This is a genomic window from Streptomyces sp. NPDC034670 (assembly GCF_055574875.1).
In genome coordinates, this window is sequence record NZ_JBVITR010000007.1 from 177,768 (window position 1) to 192,534 (window position 14,767).

The following is a 14,767-nucleotide window of genomic DNA, read 5'->3' on the forward strand; positions in this document are numbered from 1 at the left end:
ACCCCCCCCCCCCCCCCCCCCCCCCCCCCCCCCCCCCCCCCCCCCCCCCCCCCCCCCCCCCCCCCCCCCCCCCCCCCCCCCCCCCGCGCCCACCGTGTGCGCGGACACCCGCCCTCAGCCGCCGCGGTCGCCCCGGGTATCGTCCCGGTGTACCGCTGTTCGACCCGTGGAGCACCGCATGTCCGCCCGACCCCCCGCGAGCCGCCGTACCGTCCTGCGAGGCGTGGCCCTCGCCCCCGTCGCCGGACTGGGGATCACCGCCTGCGGAAAGACCGAGGACACCCCGGCGGGGCCGACCGGACCCGTCGAGCTCGGCCCCGAGGGCGAGGTCGCCGAGGGCGGCGCGAAGCTGTACCGGGACCACAAGGTCGTGGTCAGCAGGGGCGGGGACGGCACCCTCAAGGCGTACAGCTCCCTGTGCACGCACGCGGGGTGCCCCGCCGACAGGCTGGAGGGGACGAGACTGATCTGCCCCTGTCACGGCAGCGAGTTCGACGCCACCACCGGCAAGGCGCTGCGGGAGCCGGCCGTGGCGCCCCTGACGCCGCTGGCCGTCGAGGTGAGGAACGGCACGGTCGTCGCCGAGCCGCAGGCCTGACCGGGAGACGGGCCGGGCGGCACCCGGCGCCCCGCCCCGCGGTGACCCCGGTGGTCACTCCCAGTCCCAGGCGATCCCCACGTACCCCGGCCGCAGCCGCGGTTCCACCAGGTGCACCGAGCGGTGCCGGCCGCTGATCACCAGCTCCTGGCGGCCGCCGCGCGGGGCCGCGGCGGAGTGCTGGGCGAACCGGTGGCAGCGCACCGGGAGCGCCCCGGCGGCGAAGCACACCTGGAGCGCGTACTGGCCCCCCGGGGAGTCGGTCCGGTGCACGTACTCGCGCGAGGCCCCGGCCGTGCCGTCCTCGACGGCGTAGCGGAAGAGGAAGGTGTCACCGGTCCGCAGCCTGGTGTCGAAGAGCAGCTCGGCCGCGAGCACACCGGTGTCCCGGTGCCGGCGCACGCGCCCGGTGCGGCAGTTCTCCAGGGCGTGCACGGCCACCCGGTCCGGCACGGAGCCGGGGCCGCCGTGGTGGACGGCGACGAAGCGGTCGACACCGTCCCGGTGCGCGCGCACGATGTGGTGCGACTCGCGCTCCGCCAGCTCGCGGCGCGCGCCGATCCGGACCCGCTCGTGGTGCCCCAGGGTCTGCAGTCCGCCCCGGCGGGGCGCGCCGAGCTCGGCCAGCAGCCGGTCGAGGACGCCCGGGGCCTCGACCGGGGAGCGGTGGGGCCGGGCCGCGGAGCGCCGGTCCGCCGGGTGTCCGTCCGCCTCCGCGAGCAGCCGGATCAGCGACTCCTCCGGCAGCTGCAGGATCTCCTCCAGCGCCCGCACCGCCCGCAGCGACTCCGGGCGCTGCGGGCGGCGGGCCCCCTGCTGCCAGTAGCTCAGGCTCGTGACGCCGACCCGCACGCCGCGGCGGGACAGATGGTGCTGGACCCGCTGCAGCGGCAGCCCGCGCGCGGCGATCGCGGCCCTCAGGGCGACGTGGAAGGGGCCGCCGCGCAGGACCGCGTCCAGTTCCGGGGGGACGGCTTCCGCGTGCTGTGTGGCGTGCGGCATGCAGGGGCCTTTCTGTGAATGTCCACAACGGCTGGTCAGACCGTTCGCACGGGGCACTCCGGGGCCCGCCCCCGTCGGCACGGCGGAGTCCGCGCATCCGTACGCCGCCGTTCGGAGCCCCGGGTTCCCCCGCATTGAAGCGTGTTGACCAAGCCCCGACAACACCTGGCGCCCCACGGGGGCGCACACCTGCCAGGGGCCGTCCCGGCCCGGGGGCCGGGACGGCCCCTGGGGTCCGTACCGGGATGCGGTTTTCGTCCGGAGTGCCGCGGCGCTACGGGCGGCCGGGGCCGCTCCGGTCCTGGAGCAGGCGCAGCCGCTTGGCGCGCACGATGTCGGGATCGCGCGGGTCGAGGGACTCGACGTGCGCGGACGACTCGTCCGGGTACCGGCGGGCCCGGGACGGCCGTCGTGGTTTCTCGATCCGCGTCCGTCGCATCCGACCAGCCCTCCGCTCGTGACCCGCCCGCGGCTCACCCGAGGGCGGACCCCCCACCTTCCCGTTCCCGGCCGGTGGTAACCCACCCGGGTCACCGACACCCCGCCCGGTCCGTGCCCGCGGCCCGCCGGGGTGTCGGCCCCCGCCAGTAGGGTGTGAGACATGGCCGACCCCTCCAGCTACCGCCCCAGACCGGGTGAGATCCCCGACTCGCCGGGGGTCTACCGGTTCCGCGACGAGCACCGCAGGGTGATCTACGTCGGGAAGGCGAAGAGCCTGCGCCAGCGCCTGGCGAACTACTTCCAGGACCTGGCGAACCTCCACCCGCGCACCCGCTCCATGGTCACCACGGCCGCGTCCGTGGAGTGGACGGTGGTGTCCACGGAGGTCGAGGCGCTCCAGCTGGAGTACTCCTGGATCAAGGAGTACGACCCCCGGTTCAACGTCAAGTACCGCGACGACAAGAGCTACCCGTACCTCGCGGTGACGATGAACGAGGAGTTCCCGCGCGTGCAGGTGATGCGCGGCCACAAGAAGAAGGGCGTGCGGTACTTCGGCCCGTACGCGCACGCGTGGGCGATCCGCGACACCGTGGACCTGCTGCTGCGCGTCTTCCCGGTGCGGACCTGCTCGGCCGGCGTGTTCAAGAACGCCGCCCGCACCGGCCGCCCCTGCCTGCTCGGCTACATCGGCAAGTGCTCGGCGCCCTGCGTGGACCGGATCTCCGCCGAGGACCACCGGGGGCTCGCCGAGGAGTTCTGCGACTTCATGGCCGGCCGCACGGGCACGTACCTGCGCCGTCTGGAGAAGCGGATGGCGCAGGCGGCCGAGGACATGGAGTACGAGCGGGCGGCCCGCCTGCGCGACGACATCGAGGCCCTGAAGAAGGCCATGGAGAAGAACGCGGTCGTGCTCGCCGACGCGACCGACGCCGACCTGATCGCGGTCGCCGAGGACGAGCTGGAGGCGGCCGTCCAGATCTTCCACGTCCGCGGCGGACGCGTGCGCGGCCAGCGCGGCTGGGTCACCGACAAGGTCGAGGAGATCACCACCGGCGCCCTGGTCGAGCACGCCCTGCAGCAGCTCTACGGCGAGGAGACCGGCGACGCGGTCCCCCGGGAGGTGCTGGTCCCCGCCCTGCCGGACCCGGTGGAGCCGGTCCAGCAGTGGCTCACCGGGCGGCGCGGCTCCGGCGTCTCCCTGCGCATCCCGCAGCGCGGGGACAAGAAGGCCCTGATGGAGACCGTGCAGCGCAACGCGCAGCAGGCGCTGGCGCTGCACAAGACCAAGCGCGCCTCCGACCTGACCACGCGCTCGCGCGCCCTGGAGGAGATCGCCGACGCCCTCGGCCTCGACAGCGCCCCGCTGAGGATCGAGTGCTACGACGTCTCGCACCTCCAGGGCGACGACGTGGTGGCCTCCATGGTCGTCTTCGAGGACGGGCTGGCCCGCAAGAGCGAGTACCGCCGCTTCCAGATCAAGGGCTTCTCCGGGCAGGACGACGTCCGCTCCATGCACGAGGTGATCACCCGGCGCTTCCGGCGCCACCTCGCCGAGAAGCAGCGGACGGGGGAGTGGACCGAGGGGGAGGACGGCGGCGGGGGCCCGGCCCCCGGCGGCCTCGCCGAACCGCCCGCGAGCACCCTCACCGAGGACGACGGCCGCCCCAGGCGCTTCGCCTACCCGCCCCAGCTCGTCGTCGTCGACGGCGGCGCGCCGCAGGTCGCGGCGGCCCGGCGGGCCCTGGACGAGCTCGGCATCGACGACATCGCCGTCTGCGGCCTCGCCAAGCGACTGGAGGAGGTGTGGCTGCCGGGCGAGGACGACCCGGTGGTGCTGCCCCGCACCAGCGAGGGCCTCTACCTGCTCCAGCGCGTCCGTGACGAGGCCCACCGCTTCGCGATCTCCTACCAGCGCACCAAGCGCGCCAAGCGCCTGCGCTCCGGTCCCCTGGACGACGTGCCGGGCCTCGGCGAGACCCGCAAGCAGGCCCTGATCAAGCACTTCGGCTCGGTCAGGAGGCTGCGGTCGGCGACCGTCGAGCAGATCTGCGAGGTTCCGGGCATAGGCCGCAAGACGGCCGAGACGGTCGCCGCGGCCCTGGCCGCGGCGGCGCCCGCCGCCCCGGCCGTGAACACGGCGACGGGCGAGATCATGGATGACGTGGAAGAACCCGGGCAGGCGACGGGTTCTCCCGGGGAGCCCGTGTCCGCGGGCGCCCCGGACCGACGACGGGGGCAGGAGACATGACCGAGCACGAGACAGGGCCCACGGCGCAGCAGGAGTGGGAGCAGCAGGGATCCGGTGAGGGCGACACCTCCCGGAACACACGCCAGGACGACGGAGCACAGGTGGGTACGGGCAAGGAAAAGGCCGGGGCGCCCGAGGCGGCCATCCCCGAGCTGGTGATCATCTCCGGCATGTCCGGGGCCGGCCGCTCGACGGCCGCGAAGTGTCTGGAGGACCTCGGCTGGTTCGTCGTCGACAACCTGCCGCCCGCGCTGATCCCCACCATGGTGGAGCTCGGCGCGCGCTCCCAGGGCAACGTGGCGCGGATCGCCGTCGTCGTCGACGTCCGCGGCCGGCGCTTCTTCGACAACCTCCGCGAGTCCCTGGCCGACCTCGACGCCCGGGGCGTCACCCGGCGGATCGTCTTCCTGGAGTCCTCCGACGAGGCGCTGGTGCGCCGCTTCGAGTCCGTGCGCCGCCCGCACCCCCTCCAGGGCGACGGCCGCATCGTCGACGGCATCGCCGCCGAGCGGGAGCTGCTGCGCGAGCTGCGCGGCGACGCCGACCTGGTGATCGACACCTCCAGCCTGAACGTGCACGAGCTGCGCGCCAAGATGGACGCCCAGTTCGCCGGCGAGGAGGAGCCCGAGCTGCGGGCCACCGTCATGTCCTTCGGCTTCAAGTACGGCCTCCCGGTCGACGCCGACCTGGTCGTGGACATGCGGTTCCTGCCCAACCCCCACTGGGTCCCCGAGCTGCGCCCGTACACCGGCCTCAACGACGAGGTGGCGTCGTACGTCCTCAACCAGCCCGGCGCCAAGGAGTTCCTCGACCGGTACGCCGAGCTGCTGCGGCTCGTCGCCGCGGGCTACCGCCGTGAGGGCAAGCGCTATGTGACCGTCGCCGTCGGCTGCACCGGCGGCAAGCACCGTTCGGTCGCCATGTCCGAGAGGCTCGCCGCCCGGCTCGTCGCCGAGGGCGTGGAGACGGTGGTCGTCCACCGGGACATGGGACGGGAATGACACCACGTACTCCGCGGCTGAGCCGGCTGCGCAGAGCGGTCCCCGAGGGGCGCGCCGGCCGGCCGGTCGAGACCCGCGGCGCGAGACCGCGCCGCCGGGGCGCCCAGCCCAAGGTCGTCGCGCTCGGCGGCGGCATGGGGCTGTCCGCCTCCCTCGCCGCGCTGCGCCGGATCACCGGTGACCTCACCGCCGTCGTCACCGTGGCCGACGACGGCGGTTCCAGCGGGCGCCTGCGCGACGAACTGGGCGTCCTGCCGCCCGGCGACCTGCGCAAGGCGCTGGCCGCGCTGTGCGGCGACGACGACTGGGGCCAGACCTGGGCCCGGGTCATCCAGCACCGCTTCCAGTCCCAGGGCGACCTGCACGAGCACGCGGTCGGCAACCTGCTGATCGTCGCCCTGTGGGAGCAGCTCGGCGATCATGTCCAGGCCCTGGACCTGGTGGGCCGGCTGCTCGGCGCGCACGGACGCGTGCTGCCCATGTCCGCGGTGCCGCTGGAGCTCCAGGCGCTGGTCAGGGGGCACGACCCCCGGCGCCCGGAGGACGTGGACCTCGTCCGCGGGCAGGCGACCGTCGCCCTCACCCCCGGCGAGGTGCAGTCCGTGCACCTCGTGCCCAACGACCCGCCCGCCGTCCCCGAGGCGGTCGAGGCGGTCCTCGACGCGGACTGGGTGGTGCTCGGCCCCGGCTCCTGGTTCTCCTCGGTCATCCCGCACCTGCTCGTGCCCGAACTGCTGGACGCCCTCCTCCAGACGAAGGCGCGGCGGGTGCTCTCCCTGAACCTCGCCCCGCAGCCGGGAGAAACCGCGGGCTTCTCCCCGCAGCGTCATTTGGAGGTTTTGGGACGACACGCCCCTAAACTCGCCCTGGACGTGGTGCTGGCCGACGAGGCCGCCGTACCCGACCGCGACTCGCTGACCGCCGCCGCCGAGCGGTTCGGGGCCGCGGTCGAGCTGGCGCCGGTGGCCCGGCCCGACGGAAGCCCCCGGCACGACCCGGAGCTGCTGGCCGCCGCGTACGACCGTATTTTTCGGATGCATGGAAGGATCGGCCCATGGCGATGACGGCAGCGGTGAAGGACGAGATCTCCCGGCTTCCCGTCACCCGGACCTGCTGCAGAAAGGCGGAGGTCTCCGCCCTCCTGCGGTTCGCCGGCGGCCTCCACCTGGTGAGCGGGCGCATCGTGATCGAGGCCGAGCTGGACACCGCGATGGCGGCCCGCCGGCTCAAGCGGGACGTCCTGGAGATCTTCGGCCACGGCTCCGAGCTGATCGTGATGGCTCCGGGCGGGCTGCGCCGCGGCTCGCGCTACGTCGTGCGCGTGGTCGCGGGCGGCGACCAGCTGGCCCGCCAGACCGGCCTGGTGGACGGCCGGGGGCGCCCGATCCGCGGTCTGCCCCCGCAGGTGGTCTCGGGGGCCACCTGTGACGCCGAGGCGGCCTGGCGCGGGGCGTTCCTGGCGCACGGCTCGCTCACCGAGCCGGGCCGCTCCTCCTCCCTGGAGGTGACCTGCCCCGGTCCCGAGGCCGCGCTCGCCCTGGTCGGCGCCGCCCGCCGCCTGTCGATCGGCGCCAAGGCGCGTGAGGTGCGCGGCGTGGACCGGGTCGTCGTGCGCGACGGCGACGCGATCGGCGCCCTGCTCACCCGGCTCGGTGCCCACGAGTCGGTGCTGGCCTGGGAGGAGCGCCGGATGCGCCGTGAGGTGCGGGCCACGGCGAACCGGCTGGCCAACTTCGACGACGCCAACCTGCGCCGCTCCGCCCGTGCCGCCGTCGCCGCCGGGGCCCGGGTGCAGCGCGCCCTGGAGATCCTCGGCGAGGACGTCCCCGAGCACCTCGCCGCCGCCGGCCGGCTGCGCATGGAGCACAAGCAGGCCTCCCTGGAGGAGCTGGGCGCGCTCGCCGACCCGCCGCTGACCAAGGACGCCGTGGCCGGCCGCATCCGCCGGCTGCTCGCCATGGCCGACAAGCGCGCCGCCGACCTCGGCATCCCGGGCACGGAGGCCAACCTCAGCGAGGAGTTCGCCGACAACCTCGTCGGCTGACGGCGTGCCAGGAGACCGGCGCGGACGCCCGATCGGGTGACCCGCGCCGGCCTTCGCGGGACGCCGGGGCGCCCTTGACCCGATCCTCATGTGTCATGAGCCTGGCATCTGTTCGCCGCCGTGGCGGACCACCTCTGGGGGAGGTCATGGGATTCATGAGACACAGAGCGAGATCGGTCCTGGCCGTCGGCGCGCTCCTGGCCGGGGCGGCGGGCCTGGCACCCGCCGCCCGGGCACAACCGGGGAGTCCCGGGTCACCCGGCGCGGAGGAGGTCAAGGTCTTCCGCGCCGACATCACCGGCCGGCAGGTGTCCCTGTTGCTGGAGGCCGGACAGGACGCCCACGAACTCGGCGAGCGGATCACCGGGGAGGGCACCGCCACCGTCGAGGTCCACCTCACCGACCGGCAGGCCGACCGGCTGGAGGAGCAGGGCGTCGACCTCACCGAGCACACGCTCTCCGCCCGGGCGGAGAGCCGGGTCGAGAACGCCGCCGAGGGCGTCTTCCGCCCGTACGGCGGGAAGGGCGGTCTCCGGGAGGAGATCCTGCGCACCGCCCGGGACCACCCCGACCTCACCAAGGTCGTCTCCATCGGCAGGACGGTCAGGGGCCAGGACATCCTCGCCCTGAAGCTCACCCGGAAGGCCGGCAGGACGAAGGACGGGTCGAAACCGGCCGTCCTCTACATGTCCAACCAGCACGCGCGCGAGTGGATCACCCCGGAGATGACCCGGCGGCTGATGCACCACTACCTGGACAACTACCGGACGGACCAGCGGATCAAGAAGATCGTCGACACCACCGAGCTGTGGTTCGTCCTCTCCGCCAACCCCGACGGCTACGACCACACCTTCGCCGACGACGCCAACCGCCTGTGGCGCAAGAACCTGCGGGACGTCAACGGCGACGGTGTCATCGGCACCGGCGACGGCGTCGACCTCAACCGCAACTTCCCCTACAAGTGGGGCTACGACGACGAGGGTTCGTCCCCCCACCCCGCCAGCCAGACCTACCGCGGCGCGAGTCCCGGCTCCGAGCCCGAGACCAGGGCGATCGACGCCCTCCAGAAGCGGATCGGCTTCGCCTACGGCATCAACTACCACTCCGCCGCCGAACTCCTCCTCTACGGCGTCGGCTGGCAGGTCGCCACCCCGACCCCCGACGACGTCCTCTACGAGGCGCTCGCCGGCACGCCGGACAACCCGGCGATCCCCGGCTACCACCCGCAGCTCTCCTCCGAGCTGTACACCACCAACGGCGAGGCCGACGGCCACGCGGCCAACGTCAACGGCACGGCGATGTTCACGCCCGAGATGTCGACCTGCCAGACGGCGTCGAACGCCGACCCGGACGACGCGTGGCGGCCCGGCGACTGCCGTTCGATCTTCACCTTCCCCGACGACGAGAAGCTGATCCAGCAGGAGTTCGCCAAGAACGTCCCGTTCGCGCTGTCCGTCGCCGAGAGCGCCGCCCACCCCGACCGGCCGTCCTCCGCGGTCGGCCTGGAGGCCGCCGACTTCACCCCGGCCGCGTTTCCGACGTCGTACGCCCGCGGCGGTGGCCAGGAGGTCTCCGTCGTGGTCCGCAAGGCCGTGCGTGACAAGCGGCTCAGGTACCGCGTCAACGGCGGCCGTACGCACGACGTGGCGCTGCGGCCGTGGAGGGGCGGCGAGCGGTTCGGCGGTGAGGACGACCTCCACTTCGACGAGTACCGGGCCGAGGTCAGGGGCGGAGCGCCGGGCGACGAGGTCGAGGTGTGGTTCACCGGCGGGACCGGGAGCGGGAGGAAGGTCTCCGGCGGGCACTTCACGTACACCGTCGCCGAACGGCCCCGCGCGGACGTCCTCGTGGTCTCCGAGGAGGGTGCGAAGGCCGCCCAGGCCCGGAAGTACGTCGACGCCCTCGGGGCCAACGGCCGGAAGGCGGCCGTCTGGGACGTCGCCGAGAAGGGCGCGCCCGACGCGCTCGGCGTGCTGAGCCACTTCGGCACGGTCGTCCACCACACCGGCGCGGGCACCCCGGGCGTCGCCACCCAGCTCCAGCTGCGCGCCTTCCTCAACGAGGGCGGCCGGCTGATCGAGGCGGGCGAGCGGGCCGGCGGCGGCGTCGACCTCGGCGGCGGCGCCCTGTCCGACGACTTCAGCCAGTACTACCTGGGCGCCTACACGCGCACGTCGGTCTCCGGGGTCACCGGGTTCGCCGGTTCCGGGAGGCTGGACGGCTTCTCCGGCGCGCTCGGCGACGCGCCCGGCAACCCGCTGGACGAGGCCGGCGCCTACGGCGTCACCTCCGACGAACTGCCCGCCGCGACGCACCCGCGGTTCGCGAGCGCCGGCGCCGGGCGCTTCCCGGGCACGGTCAACCCGTACGGCCCGTACGCGGGCTCGTACATGGCCGCCGCGGTCCACACCGACGACGGCTACAAGCGCCTCACCCGCACCATCGACCTCACCGGCACCGACGCGGCCGACGAGCCCGCCCTGCGCGCCCAGCTGCTGTGGGACACCGAGCCGGGCTACGACCACGTCGTCGTCGAGGCCCGCACCGCCGGTGCCGACGACTGGACGACGCTGCCCGAGGCGGGCGGCGCGACCCGCGCCACCGTGCCCGCCGAGTGCGCGGGCGGGTTCTACGTCGGTGAGCACCCCTGGCTGGAGCACTACCTGACCGTGGCGCAGGACGGCTGCACCGCGACCGGCACCACCGGCGCCTGGCACAGCCTCACCGGATCCTCCGGCGGCTGGCAGCGGGTGGACTTCGACCTGAGCGCCTACGCCGGGAGGACCGTCGAGGTCTCGATCGCCTACGTCACCGACCCGGGCAGCGGCGGCCACGGCGTCCTCGTCGACGACGCCTCCCTCGTCGTCGGCTCCACCGCGACCGGCACCGAGGGCTTCGAGACCTCGCTCGGGGCCTGGAGGGCCACCGGACCGCCCGCGGGGAGCCCCGCCGTGCCGAAGGGCTGGGCGCGCACCGGAACGCTGTTCCAGACCCACGGAGCGGTCACCACCGACGACACCGTGCTGCTGGGCTTCGGCCTGGAGCACCTGACCTCGGCGGCCGACCGGGCCGCGCTGATGAGGAAGGCGCTCGCCGCCCTCGACGCATGACCGGGAGCGTCAACGAAGGTGGACCCGCTGTAGCGGAAAAGAGGGAAAAGAAAGGGAGAAAGACCTTTCGGTTCGGGCGGTCCGTACCCTACTGGCGGGTAAGGACCGCCCTGCCGGGTATGGGGCAACTCGATGTCACGGCCGGGGCCCCGGAGAGGTAGGGTCGACAGTGGTCGGGGACATCCCAAATACAGCTCGCCGGCACATCGGGCCGGCGTACCAACGAGGAGATCGGTTCGTGACGATCCGCGTAGGCATCAACGGCTTTGGCCGCATCGGTCGCAACTACTTCCGCGCGCTGCTGGAGCAGGGCGCGGACATCGAGATCGTGGCTGTCAACGACCTGGGTGACACCGCGACCACCGCCCACCTGCTGAAGTACGACACCATCCTCGGCCGCCTCAAGCAGGAGGTCTCGCACACCGAGGACACCATCACCGTCGGCGACAAGACCGTCAAGGTGCTCTCCGAGCGCAACCCCGCCGACATCCCGTGGGGCGAGCTGGGCGTCGACATCGTCATCGAGTCGACCGGCATCTTCACGAAGAAGGAAGACGCCGAGAAGCACATCGCCGGCGGCGCCAAGAAGGTCATCATCTCCGCCCCGGCGAAGAACGAGGACGTCACCATCGTCATGGGCGTCAACCACGACCAGTACGACCCGGCGAACCACCACGTCATCTCCAACGCCTCCTGCACCACCAACTGCGTGGCGCCGATGGCGAAGGTGCTCGACGAGAACTTCGGCATCGTCAAGGGCCTGATGACGACGGTGCACGCGTACACGAACGACCAGCGCATCCTGGACTTCCCGCACAAGGACCTGCGCCGCGCGCGTGCCGCCGCCGAGAACATCATCCCGACCACCACGGGCGCCGCGAAGGCCACCGCCCTGGTGCTGCCGCAGCTCAAGGGCAAGCTGGACGGCATGGCCATGCGCGTCCCGGTCCCGACCGGCTCCGTCACCGACCTGGTGGTCGAACTCTCCCGCGAGGTCACCAAGGAAGAGGTCAACGCCGCCTTCCAGAAGGCCGCCGAGGGCGAGCTCAAGGGCTACCTCGAGTACACCGAGGACGCGATCGTCTCCTCCGACATCGTCAACGCCCCGGCGTCCTGCACCTTCGACTCGTCCCTGACCATGGTCCAGGACGGCAAGAACGTGAAGGTCCTCGGCTGGTACGACAACGAGTGGGGCTACTCCAACCGCCTCGTCGACCTGACGGTCTTCGTGGGCAACCAGCTCTGATCGGTCAGCGGGCGGCCTGATATGAGTGCAGGGCCCGGCCGGTGCGGCAACGCGCCGTCCGGGCCCTGACGCGCGTATCGGAGCGGTCGTCCTTTTCCGATCACGAGCGATCACGAGCGAACACGAGCTCTACAGGGAGTCTCCATGAAGACGATCGACGAACTCCTCTCCGAAGGGGTCGCGGGCAGGCGGGTCTTCGTCCGCGCCGACCTCAACGTGCCGCTGGACGGCACCACCATCACCGACGACGGCCGCATCCGCGCCGTGCTGCCCACCGTCAGGGCGCTCGCCGGGGCGGGCGCCCGCGTGGTCGTCGCCTCGCACCTGGGCCGCCCCAAGGGCGCCCCGGACCCCGCCTTCTCCCTCGCCCCGGCCGCCGCGCGCCTCGGCGAACTCCTCGGCGCCGACGTGGCCTTCGCGACGGACACCGTCGGCGAGTCCGCCGCCTCCACCGTCGCCGGCCTCACCGACGGGCAGGTCGCCGTCGTCGAGAACCTGCGCTTCAACGCCGGTGAGACCAGCAAGGACGACGCCGAGCGCGGCGCCTTCGCCGACCGGCTCGCCGCCCTCGCCGACGTCTACGTCGGCGACGGCTTCGGCGCGGTGCACCGCAAGCACGCCTCGGTCTTCGACCTCCCGGCCCGCCTGCCGCACTACGCCGGGTACCTCATCGCCACCGAGGTCGGCGTCCTGGAGAAGCTCACCGAGAACGTCGAGCGGCCCTACGTCGTCGCCCTCGGCGGCGCCAAGGTCTCCGACAAGCTCGCCGTCATCGACCAGCTGCTCGGCAAGGCCGACCGGCTCCTCATCGGCGGCGGCATGGCGTACACCTTCCTCAAGGCCAAGGGCCACGAGATCGGCAAGTCGCTCCTGCAGGAGGACCAGCTCCCCGCCGTCCGCGAGTACCTGGAGCGCGCCGAGAAGAGCGGCGTCGAGCTGGTCCTGCCGGTCGACACGCTGGTCGCGGCCGAGTTCCCCGACATGGGGACCAAGGCGCCGGCCCACCCCGCCACGGTCGCCGCGGACGCCATCCCGGCCGACCAGCAGGGCCTGGACATCGGCCCCGAGACCCGCAAGCTGTACGCCTCGAAGCTCGCCGACGCGGCCACCGTCTTCTGGAACGGCCCCATGGGCGTCTTCGAGCACCCCGACTACGCCGAGGGCACCAAGGCGGTCGCCCAGGCCCTCCTCGACTCCCCGGGCTTCACCGTGGTCGGCGGCGGCGACTCCGCCGCGGCCGTCCGTACCCTGGGCTTCGACGAGCAGGCATTCGGCCACATCTCGACCGGAGGCGGCGCCTCCCTCGAATACCTCGAGGGCAAGACGCTCCCCGGCCTCGCCGCACTGGAGGACTGACCCTCAATGAGCACCCGTACGCCGCTGATGGCGGGCAACTGGAAGATGAACCTCAACCACCTCGAGGCCATCGCCCACGTCCAGAAGCTCGCCTTCGCCCTGGCCGACAAGGACTACGAGGACGTCGAGGTCGCCGTCCTGCCGCCCTTCACCGACCTGCGCTCCGTGCAGACCCTCGTCGAGGGCGACAAGCTGAAGATCAAGTACGGCGCCCAGGACATCTCGGCGCACGACGGCGGCGCCTACACCGGCGAGATCTCCGGCCCCATGCTGGCCAAGCTGAAGTGCACCTACGTCGCGATCGGCCACTCCGAGCGCCGCCAGTACCACGGCGAGACCGACGACCTCGTGAACGCCAAGGTCAAGGCCGCCTACAAGCACGGCATCACCCCCATCCTCTGCGTCGGCGAGGAGCTGGAGGTCCGCGAGGCGGGCAACCACGTCCCCCACACCCTCGCCCAGGTCGAGGGCGGCCTGAAGGACCTCCCGGCCGAGCAGGCCGAGTCGATCGTGATCGCCTACGAGCCCGTCTGGGCCATCGGCACCGGCAAGGTCTGCGGCGCCGAGGACGCCCAGGAGGTCTGCGCCGCCGTCCGCGGCAAGGTCGCCGAGCTGTACTCGCAGGAGCTGGCCGACAAGGTCCGCATCCAGTACGGCGGCTCGGTCAAGTCCGGCAACGTCGCCGAGATCATGGCGCAGGCCGACATCGACGGCGCGCTGGTCGGCGGTGCCTCGCTGGACGCGGACGAGTTCGTCAAGATCGTCCGCTTCCGCGACCAGTGAGTATGCGCTAGCGGCGATCCGTCGTACCCTTGCGGGGTCCAGCCCGGTGCTGGACCCCGCGTCGTCCATCCGAATCCGAGGAAGTTGGTCCAGCCGTGGTTATGGGGTTCTCCATCGCCCTGATCGTCTTCAGCCTGCTGCTGATGCTGCTGGTGCTGATGCACAAGGGGAAGGGCGGCGGCCTCTCCGACATGTTCGGTGGTGGCATGCAGTCCTCCGTCGGCGGCTCCTCGGTCGCCGAGCGCAACCTCGACCGGATCACCGTCGTGGTCGGTCTGCTCTGGTTCGCCTGCATCGTCGTGCTCGGCATCATGATGAAGGTGAACTGACCCGGGAGGACGTTCCGCGCCCCTTCCCGCGGCGCTCCCCACGCAGGGCCCCATGTCCGGTACGCGCGGCACGACGCGGCCTATCATGGGGCCTGCGTCTGGACGCGGGGGTGGTAACTCCGGACACTGGACGCGCGTTGGGCCTTACGTAGACTGAGGCGCTCGCAGCGGAGCGGCACGCCGACTCGCTTCGCGGCACCATCACGCAGGGAGTTACGACCGTGGCAAGTGGCAACGCGATCCGGGGGAGCCGGGTCGGGGCGGGGCCGATGGGCGAGGCAGAGCGCGGCGAGTCCGCGCCGCGGCTGCGCGTCTCCTTCTGGTGCTCCAACGGGCACGAGACGCAGCCGAGTTTCGCGAGCGACGCGCAGGTGCCCGAAACCTGGGACTGCCCCCGCTGCGGATTCCCGGCCGGGCAGGACCGCGACAACCCCCCGGACCCGCCGCGCACCGAGCCCTACAAGACGCACCTCGCCTATGTGCGGGAGCGGCGCAGCGATGCGGACGGCGAGGCGATCCTCGCCGAGGCGCTCGCCAAACTGCGGGGCGAGATCTAGGAGTTGACGGTCGGCCGGGCACCTCGGAGGACCCGACCGAACCGCCGCCCGG

The 14,767-nt window shown here is 72.8% G+C and carries 13 protein-coding genes; 11 read left to right on the forward strand and 2 right to left on the reverse strand.

The window, feature by feature from the left end; genetic code table 11:
- The first annotated feature begins 178 nt into the window (after positions 1-178).
- On the forward strand, positions 179-598 hold the full coding sequence (locus ACZ56B_RS08050) for a Rieske (2Fe-2S) protein (protein ID WP_468787484.1): 420 nt from the start codon (positions 179-181) through the stop codon (positions 596-598).
- A gap of 54 nt (positions 599-652) precedes the next feature.
- Here ACZ56B_RS08050 and ACZ56B_RS08055 read toward each other — a convergent pair whose 3' ends face one another.
- Both ACZ56B_RS08055 and ACZ56B_RS08060 read right to left on the reverse strand, forming a co-directional pair.
- Positions 653-1,600, reverse strand: a complete 948-nt coding sequence (locus ACZ56B_RS08055; protein ID WP_468787486.1) for a hypothetical protein — start codon at positions 1,598-1,600, stop codon at positions 653-655.
- A gap of 274 nt (positions 1,601-1,874) precedes the next feature.
- Positions 1,875-2,039: a hypothetical protein gene (locus ACZ56B_RS08060; protein ID WP_468787488.1), complete on the reverse strand. Its 165-nt coding sequence runs from the start codon at positions 2,037-2,039 to the stop codon at positions 1,875-1,877.
- Between the two features lie 162 nt (positions 2,040-2,201).
- On the opposite strand from ACZ56B_RS08060, the gene uvrC reads away from it, so the two are divergent.
- The 10 genes from uvrC (at position 2,202) to ACZ56B_RS08110 (ending at position 14,715) form a co-directional block, all read left to right on the forward strand.
- Positions 2,202-4,289 carry an excinuclease ABC subunit UvrC gene (gene uvrC / locus ACZ56B_RS08065; RefSeq protein WP_468787490.1) on the forward strand — a complete coding sequence of 696 codons (2,088 nt, stop codon included), beginning with the start codon at positions 2,202-2,204 and terminating at the stop codon, positions 4,287-4,289.
- Positions 4,286-5,290, forward strand: coding sequence for an RNase adapter RapZ (gene rapZ, locus ACZ56B_RS08070; protein ID WP_468787492.1), 1,005 nt, complete (start codon positions 4,286-4,288; stop codon positions 5,288-5,290). The genes uvrC and rapZ overlap by 4 nt, the downstream gene beginning before the upstream one ends.
- Positions 5,287-6,354: a gluconeogenesis factor YvcK family protein gene (locus tag ACZ56B_RS08075; RefSeq protein WP_468787494.1), complete on the forward strand. Its 1,068-nt coding sequence runs from the start codon at positions 5,287-5,289 to the stop codon at positions 6,352-6,354. Before rapZ ends, ACZ56B_RS08075 begins: the two co-directional genes overlap by 4 nt.
- Complete coding sequence (whiA, locus tag ACZ56B_RS08080; RefSeq protein ID WP_468787496.1) at positions 6,345-7,334, forward strand: DNA-binding protein WhiA; 990 nt, start codon at positions 6,345-6,347, stop codon at positions 7,332-7,334. Before ACZ56B_RS08075 ends, whiA begins: the two co-directional genes overlap by 10 nt.
- Before the next feature lie 155 nt (positions 7,335-7,489).
- A complete protein-coding gene (locus ACZ56B_RS08085) occupies positions 7,490-10,444 on the forward strand; it encodes a M14 family metallopeptidase (RefSeq protein WP_468787498.1) in 2,955 nt (984 codons plus the stop codon).
- Between the two features lie 238 nt (positions 10,445-10,682).
- A complete protein-coding gene (gap, locus tag ACZ56B_RS08090) occupies positions 10,683-11,690 on the forward strand; it encodes a type I glyceraldehyde-3-phosphate dehydrogenase (RefSeq protein ID WP_468787500.1) in 1,008 nt (335 codons plus the stop codon).
- 144 nt (positions 11,691-11,834) lie between these two features.
- Positions 11,835-13,046 carry a phosphoglycerate kinase gene (locus ACZ56B_RS08095; protein ID WP_468787502.1) on the forward strand — a complete coding sequence of 404 codons (1,212 nt, stop codon included), beginning with the start codon at positions 11,835-11,837 and terminating at the stop codon, positions 13,044-13,046.
- 6 nt (positions 13,047-13,052) lie between these two features.
- Complete coding sequence (gene tpiA / locus ACZ56B_RS08100) at positions 13,053-13,829, forward strand: triose-phosphate isomerase (protein ID WP_468787504.1); 777 nt, start codon at positions 13,053-13,055, stop codon at positions 13,827-13,829.
- A gap of 101 nt (positions 13,830-13,930) precedes the next feature.
- Positions 13,931-14,158: a preprotein translocase subunit SecG gene (gene secG, locus ACZ56B_RS08105; protein ID WP_468787540.1), complete on the forward strand. Its 228-nt coding sequence runs from the start codon at positions 13,931-13,933 to the stop codon at positions 14,156-14,158.
- A 221-nt stretch (positions 14,159-14,379) separates the two neighbouring features.
- Positions 14,380-14,715 (forward strand): RNA polymerase-binding protein RbpA, encoded by a 336-nt coding sequence (locus ACZ56B_RS08110; protein ID WP_119105043.1) that lies wholly within the window; start codon positions 14,380-14,382, stop codon positions 14,713-14,715.
- Positions 14,716-14,767 lie beyond the last annotated feature (52 nt).

What these genes read in the sequence shown, in the direction of transcription:
- ACZ56B_RS08050 (WP_468787484.1), top strand. Translation starts at nt 179, where the DNA reads ATGTCCGCCCGACCCCCCGCGAGCCGCCGTACCGTCCTGCGAGGCGTG.
- ACZ56B_RS08055 (WP_468787486.1), bottom strand. Translation starts at nt 1,600, where the DNA reads ATGCCGCACGCCACACAGCACGCGGAAGCCGTCCCCCCGGAACTGGAC.
- ACZ56B_RS08060 (WP_468787488.1), bottom strand. Translation starts at nt 2,039, where the DNA reads ATGCGACGGACGCGGATCGAGAAACCACGACGGCCGTCCCGGGCCCGC.
- uvrC (WP_468787490.1), top strand. Translation starts at nt 2,202, where the DNA reads ATGGCCGACCCCTCCAGCTACCGCCCCAGACCGGGTGAGATCCCCGAC.
- rapZ (WP_468787492.1), top strand. Translation starts at nt 4,286, where the DNA reads ATGACCGAGCACGAGACAGGGCCCACGGCGCAGCAGGAGTGGGAGCAG.
- ACZ56B_RS08075 (WP_468787494.1), top strand. Translation starts at nt 5,287, where the DNA reads ATGACACCACGTACTCCGCGGCTGAGCCGGCTGCGCAGAGCGGTCCCC.
- whiA (WP_468787496.1), top strand. Translation starts at nt 6,345, where the DNA reads ATGGCGATGACGGCAGCGGTGAAGGACGAGATCTCCCGGCTTCCCGTC.
- ACZ56B_RS08085 (WP_468787498.1), top strand. Translation starts at nt 7,490, where the DNA reads ATGAGACACAGAGCGAGATCGGTCCTGGCCGTCGGCGCGCTCCTGGCC.
- ACZ56B_RS08095 (WP_468787502.1), top strand. Translation starts at nt 11,835, where the DNA reads ATGAAGACGATCGACGAACTCCTCTCCGAAGGGGTCGCGGGCAGGCGG.
- tpiA (WP_468787504.1), top strand. Translation starts at nt 13,053, where the DNA reads ATGAGCACCCGTACGCCGCTGATGGCGGGCAACTGGAAGATGAACCTC.
- secG (WP_468787540.1), top strand. Translation starts at nt 13,931, where the DNA reads ATGGGGTTCTCCATCGCCCTGATCGTCTTCAGCCTGCTGCTGATGCTG.